The following is a 10,937-nucleotide window of genomic DNA, read 5'->3' on the forward strand; positions in this document are numbered from 1 at the left end:
ATTCCAGGTTTCGTTGACCGGGCTTTGGGGATTGGCAAAGCCGTAACGAATTGCACCCTCGACCCCCGGCACGCCGAAATGCACGTGGCCGTCAATCGTGTTCGGAACATCATGGGTCACATCGATGGCAAGCGCCGTGCTCGGGGCATTGAGTTCGCAGACACCGAGACCATTGGCAAAGCTGTTGCTGCCGGCAGCCGCCAGGGCCTGGGCTTCATCAAGCGTGAAGACAAACTGGATCGGCGCCTGGACGATCTGCCCGCGAATTTCGCCGTTCGGGAAAGCGGGTGAGTGGATGTTGACGTAGAGATTGCCGGCCAGCAACTCCGCGACGTTGGTCGGGGTCAGATTCCAGGTGTTGTGAATCGGGCTGGCGGCACTGGTGAAGCCGAAGCGAATGGCACCGCCGTCGACACAGGGGGCGCCGAAATGGATGTGGCCGGCGTTGGCGCCGACGACATTGTGCTCAACATAGATGGAGAGTTGCGTCTGCGCGCTATTGAGGATCGCCAGTCCCCAGCCGGTGGCCGTGCTGCCGGTGCCGGCGCAACTAAGTTCCTGGTCGTCGTCCAGCAGAAAAGTAAAGAGCTTGGGAGGTGTCGGCGGCGCCGCGATATTGATCGTTCCGCTCATCGAGAGGGGATGCACCGTGCAGATGTAGGTGTAAGCCCCCGGTGTCGTGGTATCGGCGAAAATGAACTGAAAGGTGGCGCCGATGCTGCTGAGAGTGCCGGAATCCCACGAGGTTCCCTGGCCGGGATCGGACGTTGTGGAGTGGACGCCGCCGGTCCAGGTCCAGCGCACCGTGTCACCGGCGACGGCATTGACCGTGGCCGGGTTAAAGAAGAAATTGCCGACCGATACATTGTGGATCGTGGCGCGGGCGGACGCTGCGCCCAGGAAAACGGCGACCGCAAGCACGGTCGCGATCAGGTTCCCTCGCCGTTTCGTCATTCTGACCTCCTCGGATGTGGTGTTGATGGTTCAATATAGTCCATATTTGCAAATTTGGCAAGCCGCCGCTGACGGGCGGCCGCATCGCTGGCGCGTGGGAACGCGCGTGCTAAACTTGACTCGGATTCAGGTTGTCGCCGTAGTCCGGTGCGCTAAAACCTCTGAAGCTACAGAGGCCGACGTGTTTCAATTTCGTACAGGTGTCAGTCAAGAAATTCGGGAGGTGGCTTGTAACGAAGCAGCACACCCATTCACAGTCGATCACGGGCAACGAAACAGGCGCCCCGGAGTCCGGAGCGCCTGTCGATGCCGCATCCAAACTGCGGCTCTTCCCTGCTTTCACCACCTAAATATTGTCTTCCTTGTGCATCCGCACGATCGTCAACTCAGTGCCGGTTCCGGGGAAGCCTTTGACTTCGACCAACTGCCCGATCGGAAAGTCCGCAAGGCTGAGCGGTTCGTTGTTCAGGCCGGTCAGGACGGCGGTTGCGCTGACCGTGCCCTGCCACGACTGGCCGACGAAGGTCACGGTGCGGCTACCGGCATCGATCGCAGCGATCGCCGCCTTGAACTGCACGTCCACCGGCTCGCCGAACAGGAAGTCCTCAACTTCGATCGTTACCGCGCGCAGAGTCGTCGCATTCACGATGTCAGCGTGAACTTCCACCGAATCGCCAACCTGGAGCGAGGTGAAGGCAATCGCGGTATCCCGGCCGGCAACGAAACCGTCGTCCTCGCCGTGACCGCGCTTGCCGAAGGAGTGCTCGCTGTGATCAAGCTTGGCAAAGATCTGCGTGGTGCTGGTCACGACAATTGTCTCGCTGCGGCCGCTGACAGTCAGTGCGCTGCCGGTGTAGTCGATGGAGGTGATCGCGCCCTTAAATTCGACATCAGCATCCTCGGCGCCGTCGGTAACGCGCAGTCGGACGCGGTTGGCCAGGACGGAGCCGTTGGGCTGGTTGGTGCCGCGAATTTCGACCGAGTCGCCCGGAACGATATCGTTCAAGTTGATCGCGATTTGCAGATCGTGATTCACGATTTCGGCGCCGGCCATGACGTTAATCAGGGTCGGGTTGTTGACGAAGGTGATCGTGCGCGCATCGGCATCGATGGTCGCCACGCGGCCGCCAAATTCGACTTCCGCGTTGTTGCCATCTTCAACCTTGACACGAATCCGGTTGGCCAGTACGCTGTTGTCACCCTGCCGATTGCCGCGCACTTCGACCGAATCGCCGACCTGGATTTCCGCGAAGGTAATCGGCGTTTCATTGCCGCTCTGGCGGCGAACGATTTCCGCATCGGCGGCGGCGAAGACGATTTCGCTGTTGCCGGTGAAGGTCAACTTGCGCAGGGCAACATCCGTGCTCGCCACCACGCTCGCAAATTCGACTTGCGCGGCCAGATTATTGTCGGCGCCGGTGCCGCCCTTCAGGTTCGACCGCGCGTCGCCGGCGGGGGCCAGCGGTGAGTTGCTGGAACAGCCGACCATTAATGCGAGGATTGCGACTGCTGCCGCCGTTTTGCCCGCGAGTTTCTGCCAACCGTGTCTCATTGTCTGATCTCCTTTCACGTGTTTCATTCCGTGAGATTGGTGTTTGCTATTAACTGACCAACAGAGACCGCTTGGCTCGATATCGTACATAAAAGTATCCCGAATCAAGAGATGTTCGCCAAATCTGTCCGTGTTAGTATTCGCTAACGAAATCGGGGTAAAAGCGGAAGCCCCGGGCGAGCATTCTCGCCCGGGGGCTTCAAGTTGCCGGCGATGCTACCGGACTTGTGACAGTGCCGTCACCGGCAGAACCGACGCAGAGCTAAGGTTCAATCTTTGTCATGAGGCAGATCTGCAGATTCGACTCCGTGGGAAAGCCCTTCACATGGACCAGGTCGCCCACGGCGAAGTCAGCCAAAGTGAGTTCGGCGCCGTCGCTGTCGGTCAGTTCCGCTCGCGGGCACACGACTCCCTGCCAGTCGAGGTCGACAAAGGTGATCGCGCGCGCCTGGACGTCAAGAGTGGCGATGGCAGCTTCGAAGGTCACACACTGCTTCACCTGACAATTCGCGAGCTTAATCTTGACGGCCAACAGGGTCGCGCCATCGACCACCCTCGCTCTGACCTCAACCACATCACCAACCTGAAGGTCAGTGAACTGATAAACCGTGTCGATGGAATTCTTGATTTGCTCCCGTTCGCGGTCCTGATTCTGTACGCCATTGCCAAGCTGTGTGCCTGGGTGCACGATATTGCCCCAGATGACGGTGTTCTGATCAACCAGAATCGTCTCCGTGCGTCCGGCCACGGTAAACGAGAGCGCCGGATAGTCGATGGTCACGATCGTATCCCGGAACGCCAGGTCGTAGTCGCACTGCGGATCAGAGGATTCGACGCGAATCCGGTGGGCGTAGATGTAGTTGTTTTGATAGCGCTGACCGATAATGGTGACCGAATCGTCGGGGCGGAGGTCGCCGAGTTGGATGCGGACTTCCACTCCCGCAGCGAACTTGACGATCTCAGCGTTTTGGAGAGCGACCACGGTATCGGGGTGTTCGGCAAAGGTCAGCCGGCGCAGGTTCTGGTCGACCGTTGCGATCCGGGCATTCAGACTGACCTGCGGACAGGTGGGACAATCGTCCGGGCCGACGTAGGTTCGCGAGAACGTGCTCAGCGGCGCTACCGGCGCATCGTTGGAACAGCCGACCAACGCCAGCATCAGGACGGCCACGGCCAGTTGCTGCACAAGCGATCGCAGTAAGGAATTGGTGAACATCGTACAACCTCCCTCGGTTGAATTCGTCCTGCCCGGTAGCTGGCGGCAGTTCTTGGTTTCACAAAACAGAGTTTTTGGTCGCCATTTCCGTACAGCAACATCGAGATATTTTGCCATTTTACGTCGCCGACGGCAAAAGAAAGGGAGTCGCTGGGCGACTCCCATAATCAGGACTCTGGCACAGAAACAGTGCTTACGGGCAACTGCCGCACGGCGGGGTGCCGGAGGCAAAGATGTAGGTGATCAAGTAGACGGCATCGGAAATGCTGATCGAGCCCGAGCAGTCACAATCACCCGCCATCGAGGGAATCGGCGCCGGGCCGCCACTGAAGATGTAGTTGATGAGATAGACGGCATCCGTAATCGAAACCATCGACGAGCCGTCCGAGTCACCACAGACATAGGCTGTCAGCATGGCCAGCGCCGCACCGGGATTGACGAGCCCTTTGCCCAGGCTGTCAACGTAGGCAGGGTTGAGATCATCGATATTGATGGCGCTCTCTTCCAGCAAGCTGTCGACCGCGTAGGGCGTCAGGGAAGGATCGATCTGACACAGCAGGGCGGCGGCACCGGCAACCAGCGGCGCCGCGAAACTGGTGCCGTCCCACCATGCGTACGAGCTGTCCAGGTACGGTGAATACACGCGCGTCCCGGGCGCAGACAGGTCAACTTTCCTGCCGTAGTTGGAGAAGTCGGCCTTGTGGTTAAGCGAGTCGAGGGCCGCGACGGCGATCGTGGAGGATTCCTTCGCGGGATAGGGGAAGAGATTGGGGTCGCCGGTCGAATCGTTGCCGACCGCCGCCACGACGATCACGTTGTTGTCATAAGCATAATGGATCGCATCATCAAGCGCATCATGCTTGCCGACCAGTCCCAGGCTCAGATTGATCACTTTGCAGCCGTCGTCGACTGCGCGCGCCACGGCGAGCGCCAGCGTGTAGCCGTCGCCGCGCCCCAAGGTGTCCAAGACACGATACGCCCACAATTCCGAGCCCGGCGCCACCAACTTCACCGCGCCCGCGACGAAGGTGCCGTGTCCGGAGGCGGCGCCACCGGGTTCGTCGAAGGCATCGGGATCATTGTCGACAAAATCGTAGCCGGAGACGAAGCGCGCGGACTTGGCGGCGAATTCGGGGTGATCAAAATTGAGACCGGTGTCGATGATCGCCACTTTCACCGCGGTACCGTCGCTGATTGCGTGCGCCGTCTCCAAGTTGAGGGTCACGGCGGCCGCCTGCGTGGCAAAGTCGCCGATCAGTTGATCGTCGAGAAACGGCGAGCTGCGCTGAAACGGCTCGGGTGCGTCGAGGTAATAATTGGCGCCGCAGTAGAACACGGCCGGATCGAGCATGATCGCGGTCGCCAGACTCTCGGCATCCAGCCCGGGCTGCGTCGCGAGCAAGTAGGCGCCGGTTTGCGGCATGATACTGACGGTGGTCGTCCCGTAGGTCGTGTTGACGTAGTTGATGTCATAGCCGGCGCGCATTCGGCAGACCAATCGTTCCGCCTGAAATTCGCCGTTGTTGTTGCCCCAGACATTCGCGGAGGCGAGCATCACCAGACCCAGCAGCAACAGCCGCCAGACTCGCCGTGGGGAATTCATCTGATCTATCATCATCGGTCTCCTTTAATCACCTGCTCCAAACACCGAATAGGCGGCCCAATGGTAGGCTGACGGGTAATGCCGGCGCACGTTCAATGCCGCTTGTCGCAAGGCATCGAGGAGTGTCGCCCCTCCCAGATAACGCTCGTAGAAGGCAGTCATCCAGAGCGCCGTGGTCTGGTCCGACACCGGCCAGTGTCCGGCGATAATGTTGCGCGCGCCCATCTCTAATAAAGATCGAACCAAGCCGGTGGATTCTTCACCCGGCAGCGCCACCTGCTCGCCGGACCGACAAGCGGCCAAAGTCACCAGCTTGACGCGGCACCGTTTCAGTCGAAAATCTGCGGCGAACATCGCGCCGTCTTCCAACACCAGATATGAGTAGAACGGATTATCGGCGCGAAGGTTCGCATGGCCGGCGTAATGCCACAAGAAGGCTGACTCGGCTTCCGGCCAGTCCGCCCGACGGGCCGGAACGTGGACTTGCGCCTGCGCTCCAAGTTGGGCCGTGAGCGCCGCCAGTTCGCGGTCAACTTCGGGCAGGTCCTCGGCGACGCCGCGGAAGATATGCGCTGCCGGCTCCGTCGGATCAACCTGTTGGGCCGCCTCGAAGTGCCGGAAACTGGGCGCGATTACGAAGTGGTGCCGCTCGACCAACTGCTGCCCGTCGACCGTCAAGGCCCGCCAAGGCAGATTCGCCAATTCGCCTTCCGGCAACAGCAAGACGGTCTCGATCGTAGCCGGCAATTCGAGCGGCCGCCAGAGCCAATCGCCTAAATCAGCCCAGAGCCGCTGCTCCAGCGTAAGGTCGGTGGCACCGTGCAAATGGCCGGACAGCAACTCACTCTCGAGGATAAACCGCCAGCGCTGCATCGCCTCGGCCAGGCGTTGACGTCCACCCCGAAGTCGGCGGAACGTGATTGCGCCGTTCTGATGAACGAAGGCGACAATGTCGTCTTCGCGCAGGTGGAACTGCACGATCGGCAGGCGCGACGAGGTGCGACGCATTGCCGCCAGCAGGCGCTCATTGTTGGTCAGGGTTTGTCGGGGATTGCTTTCGATTTCGATCAATTGCTCGCGGATCTGATTTTGCAGTTGGGTCAAGCGCCGACTCCCGCTCGCCGTCGCCAGACCACGTTCGCCGCTGCCGGCGATACGGTGCGACAGCGCCGCCACTTCGCGGGCGAGGGCTTCCAGGCTGGCCGTTACGCGGCGGCGCGAGCCAGTCGTGGCGGCATCCGGATTCAACGGCGACCAAACGCCGGCGGTTTTGTAGCGTTCCGACCACACGGCGGCCTGTTCGGGGCGATGTTCAAGTTCGGCGGCAATCAGTCGCAAATGCGGCGAGCTTTGTTTCTTGCCGAAAGCGGACCGCAATTCCAGCGGCGGCAGTTCGGCGCGCACGGCATCGAGGCGGTCGGCAGCCGCGCGCCAACAGCGGCGGGCCTCCGCCAAGTCGCCCCGCTCAAGTTCGTGATCGCCGCGAAGGGTTTGCCAGACCGCAAACAACTGCGGGACGCGGCGGATCGCCGCGTTACGCTCGAGCCGCGTCAGGGAGCCACGCAGGTCATGGGCTGACTGAAGTGCCTGCAGATCGCACATCGCCTCCCAGAGCGGAAGTTGCGCCCGGGCAAATTCGCGCCGCGCCGCGGCCAGTTGGCGTTGGCGGACACTGCCGTCATCTTCGCCCAGCTGTGCTGCGAGCAGGTAGCAGGCACCGAGAAAACCATGATTCCGTTCAGCACCGAAGCCGCGCCGGGCACGTTCGAGTGCGCCGCGCGCCTCCTGAGACTTCTGCAGCGCGAGGGCTGCCTGCCCGCGGAACAATGCGGCTTTTGCGGTTTCGTATCTCAGACCCAATTTGCCGAATTCCGCCTCGGCGGTGCGCGCGGCCGTCAAGCCGTCATGATAGAGACCAAGGCTCAGATAGACCTCAGCGCGGTCGAGGTTGCAGAGCGCCGCACCGCGCGGGTCGCCGGCCTCGCGATAAATCCGCTCGCAGTCGGCCAGTTCCCGCAGTGCCACATGAAACTTGCCCGCCAGCATGTGGAGCCAGGCCAGACCGTAGCGCGTGTCGTTCGCATCAAGTTCGAAGCCTTCCGCCTGCCAGATCTCCAACGCTTCACGGTACAACCGCTCGGCCGCGTCTGACTCAAACATTTGCACGAGCGCATTGGCGCGATTGTAGATCGTGCGCGCCAGCGCGACACGGTTCCCGGATTTTGCAAAGACAGCGGCAGCCTCGCGGTAAAGCTTCTCGGCGTCGCGATGACGATCCTGCCGGTGCAGCAGATTTCCGTAATTAACTTGCGTCTGGGCCAGATCGTTGTGCGCCCGCAATCGGGTGAACGTGCTCACCGCTGCTTGCGCATGCCGCTTCGAACTGTCGAATTTATTCAAGTACATATAGACATCGATCAACGCCCGATCGATCCGTGCCCGCACGAGCGGATCGCGGCGCGAGAGCTCGCGGGCGCGCAGATAGGCGTCGAGCGCTTCGGCATGCCGGCCGCTCATGTGGCAGGCGCGTGCCAACGCGCGTTGTGCGGTCGTCTCCAGAATATCGCCGCGGCGGGAGGCTCTCGCCGCGAAACGCTGCGCCAGTCTTAGAGCCGGCACCAATGACGTACGCGCCGCAGACTGGACCTGTGCCTCGCAGGCAGCTGCCAATTCGGATTCGGTAATGTCCGCAACGACTCCCCGGCTGAGAAATCTTGCTACGGCTACCTCGAGTGCGGCTTTTTCCACGACAACTCCGGCAGTTCGACGACCAGGTCGTCCGAGCGGAGAGTAATTTTGCGCGGGGGGCGGGAGCTTGACCACTGGTAGAGCCCCGCAGGATCAGGAAGTAACTTCTTCGTGTCAGCAACTACGACAACCGGTGCGCCGGCTTTGCGAACCTGCGCCACAAATGCCCAGCCCTTCGCTTGCTCTTCCGCGCGCAAATCGAAGAGCAGTTCCGACGTCTCAAAGCGCAACCGCCGGTCGGATTCGATGCTGGATCCGCGCACGCCTACAGCTTGCGGCATGGCCCACGAGTCAAACGCCAGCCGCGCCACGATTGCCCGGACTTTCTCGCCAAGGCTCTGTCCTTGGGCGATGGCTGCGGCCTTCTCGGTCCAACCGGCCGGGGCATCCGGCAGATGCAGCTTTCCGGCGACCTGGAAGACACGTAACAGCTCGACCAGCTCGCGGCATTCGACGCACTCCGCCACGTGCCCGTCCTTGCTAACCTCTTGCTGTTGAGCGGCTTGGATCAATTCTCGGCGCGTTAAATGTCGTTCCATCGTAACTCTCTTCCTCTCGTCACATTACAGAGCATCGCCGTCGGCATTTCGTACTTCCAAGTGGCCGTTTTGTTCGAGAATCCGCTTCAGGCGTTCCAGACATCGACGGCGGATCGGACCCAGGCTGTTCGCGGCAATTCCCAGCGACTGCGCGATCGCCTCATACGATTGCTCTTCATCGGCGAAGAAGAACGCGTCCACGAGGTCCTGACAGCGGCGATCGAGTTGGGCGATCGCGGACTCCAGTTGCGATTGCCGTTCGAGAGCAATCAACTCATCGTCGGGCAGGAGAGCACCATCGACAGCTTCATCGGTAGCCTCCTCTCCGGGATCGTTGCCGAGGCGCCGTTTCAGTCGCAACGCCTCGCGCTTGGCGGTCGTCACCAACCACGCCGATAGACGACTCGGGTCATTCAGTTTGCGGCGATTGTTGTAGAGCAGCAGCCAGGTTTGCTGGAAACAATCGGCGGCGTCGACCTGGGATAATCCGGCCCGGGTTGCAACGGCATATACCAGGGACTGATAGCGTTTGACAATGACGCCCCAGGCCTTGGCATCGCCCGAAACCACCGCCGGCCATAACTCTTGATCGGTACCAGACATCGTTGCTCTATTATACGCAATTCCGTTAATCGACCAAGCGATTTGGGAGTTGGAAAGAGAAGCGCCCGAATCCGGCCCCCATTCAGGCGTAGAAGAGATTCGGGCGCAGGGGAGGGTAAGGTCCCCGAAGGGTTTCGGGTATGTCGAGCAATCTCGCTCGGTCTGCTTTGATTCCAGTGAGCCCAATGTCAAACTCTTGTTAAGGATTGGGAATCCTCTTGAAGCAACGCCCGATGGAGGTCGGGCGTTGCTCAGGAAGCGCGATCGAGGGAGTTAGTGCGAATCGCTGCGATCATATCAACCGGCCCGACTCGGTTCGTGCGAGGAGCCGGCAGAAAACCAATACAAACTGAATCGTCACTGCGTGGCCGAGCGCGAGCGTTCGCTATCATTGAAACTGCGGCTGCTGACCGTCACCGTTTCAATCATGATGGTTTCGCGGTCGAGCCGATTGCCCTCGACCTGCACGTACTGACCCACGCTCAGATCCTTGATCGTCAGGCGGGAACTGATGGTGCTGAAGCGTTCCGACACGATCCGAGCGCCATCGGCCAGGATCAACTTCTCCGGCCGTTCCGCCAAAGTCAGCGTCCGCGAATCGACGTCCACACCGGTCAACTGGCCACCAAATTTGACCAGATCGCCGGCCGGACGACTTTCGCGCTGCATTGCCGGCACTGCGCCAACGGCCGGCGCCAGCGGCGCTTGATCGGAACATCCGGCGAAAATTGATGCCGCCGCGAGCGCGACGCTCAGCAGTTGCTTGCGAATGAATTGCTTGCTGTCCATCTTAGACTCCTTTCGTCCTGTTTGTTAGCACATTTCCATAACAACTACTGGACAGAGAGCCACGTAATAGACTTCGTACAGCTATTAACTCGATAATGATCATGTCGTCGGCAAGTTCAAGCGGCCACGGCCGGCAGGCTCGGTTGGACGACAAAGGAAAAGCGAATGGACTATTACCAAATCTGGTGCAATCTGATTGACTCACACCAGGACCTCGAATTCTGCGAGAACGTGCGCAGGTATCTCGGCCATCTGCAAAGCCAGGGCACGATCAGCGGCTTCACAATCACGCGGCGCAAGCTGGGATTCGGACCGGCGGAGTTGGGTGAGTTTAACATCACGATCAAGACTGAAAGCCTGGCGAAATTGGAAGAGACGTTCCAGCACGTCGCCGCCCGAAGTGGCGAGATCGAGCGCCTGCACCGATTAGTTTACTCCGCCGTCACCGATTTTCGTTCCGCCCTCTATCGTGATTTTCCGGATCCGGCACGGCTTGCTGCCGGCGATGGCAGGTGAGGAACGACGGAACTTCTTGCCGGATCAGGGGTTCTGGATAGCGGTGGGCGGCGCGGCAATGCGAAGATTTGCTTGCCTGATGAAGTGATTTGCCGTATAATATTGGTCTTAGAGATTTGTGAACAGGAGATTGAAACAAGTGAAAGCTGACATTCATCCCAAATATTTCAAGGTGATGATCAAGTGCGCGTGCGGCAACGAATTTGAAACGCGCTCGACGACGAAGGACGCGATCATGGTGGAAATCTGCTCGAATTGCCATCCGTTTTATACCGGCAAGCAGAAGCTGATCGACACGGCCGGACGCGTCGACCGGTTCCGCCGCAAGTACGCCAAGCTCAACCAAACCGACACCAAGACCGAAAAGTAACTTTGTTGCGCTATCATCAGCAGGAGTGGTATACCCGCTCCTGCTTT

Annotated in this window: 10 protein-coding genes; 2 read left to right on the forward strand and 8 right to left on the reverse strand. The window is 60.2% G+C overall.

The window, feature by feature from the left end:
* From IT585_12125 to IT585_12160, 8 genes are all read right to left on the reverse strand, one after another.
* Positions 1-954, reverse strand: a 954-nt coding sequence (locus IT585_12125; protein MCC6963992.1) for a CHRD domain-containing protein, incomplete at its 3' end; no start/stop codon positions are given.
* 346 nt (positions 955-1,300) lie between these two features.
* Positions 1,301-2,506 (reverse strand): hypothetical protein, encoded by a 1,206-nt coding sequence (locus IT585_12130; protein MCC6963993.1) that lies wholly within the window; start codon positions 2,504-2,506, stop codon positions 1,301-1,303.
* Between the two features lie 262 nt (positions 2,507-2,768).
* Entirely contained in the window at positions 2,769-3,722 is a 954-nt protein-coding gene (locus tag IT585_12135; protein ID MCC6963994.1) for a hypothetical protein, read from the reverse strand.
* 193 nt (positions 3,723-3,915) lie between these two features.
* Complete coding sequence (locus IT585_12140; GenBank protein MCC6963995.1) at positions 3,916-5,340, reverse strand: S8 family serine peptidase; 1,425 nt, start codon at positions 5,338-5,340, stop codon at positions 3,916-3,918.
* Between the two features lie 9 nt (positions 5,341-5,349).
* Complete coding sequence (locus tag IT585_12145) at positions 5,350-8,073, reverse strand: CHAT domain-containing protein (GenBank protein MCC6963996.1); 2,724 nt, start codon at positions 8,071-8,073, stop codon at positions 5,350-5,352.
* Positions 8,049-8,612 (reverse strand): hypothetical protein, encoded by a 564-nt coding sequence (locus IT585_12150; protein ID MCC6963997.1) that lies wholly within the window; start codon positions 8,610-8,612, stop codon positions 8,049-8,051. The genes IT585_12145 and IT585_12150 overlap by 25 nt, the downstream gene beginning before the upstream one ends.
* A gap of 24 nt (positions 8,613-8,636) precedes the next feature.
* Positions 8,637-9,215: a sigma-70 family RNA polymerase sigma factor gene (locus tag IT585_12155; protein ID MCC6963998.1), complete on the reverse strand. Its 579-nt coding sequence runs from the start codon at positions 9,213-9,215 to the stop codon at positions 8,637-8,639.
* A 357-nt stretch (positions 9,216-9,572) separates the two neighbouring features.
* Complete coding sequence (locus IT585_12160) at positions 9,573-10,004, reverse strand: hypothetical protein (GenBank protein ID MCC6963999.1); 432 nt, start codon at positions 10,002-10,004, stop codon at positions 9,573-9,575.
* Between the two features lie 165 nt (positions 10,005-10,169).
* Here IT585_12160 and IT585_12165 point away from each other — a divergent pair, with 165 nt between their 5' ends.
* Together IT585_12165 and rpmE are read left to right on the forward strand one after the other, a co-directional pair.
* On the forward strand, positions 10,170-10,520 hold the full coding sequence (locus IT585_12165; protein ID MCC6964000.1) for a hypothetical protein: 351 nt from the start codon (positions 10,170-10,172) through the stop codon (positions 10,518-10,520).
* 139 nt (positions 10,521-10,659) lie between these two features.
* Positions 10,660-10,890, forward strand: coding sequence for a 50S ribosomal protein L31 (rpmE, locus tag IT585_12170; protein MCC6964001.1), 231 nt, complete (start codon positions 10,660-10,662; stop codon positions 10,888-10,890).
* Positions 10,891-10,937: the final 47 nt, after the last annotated feature.

Source organism: Candidatus Zixiibacteriota bacterium (genome assembly GCA_020853795.1).
Lineage (GTDB): Bacteria > Zixibacteria > MSB-5A5 > CAIYYT01 > CAIYYT01 > JADJGC01.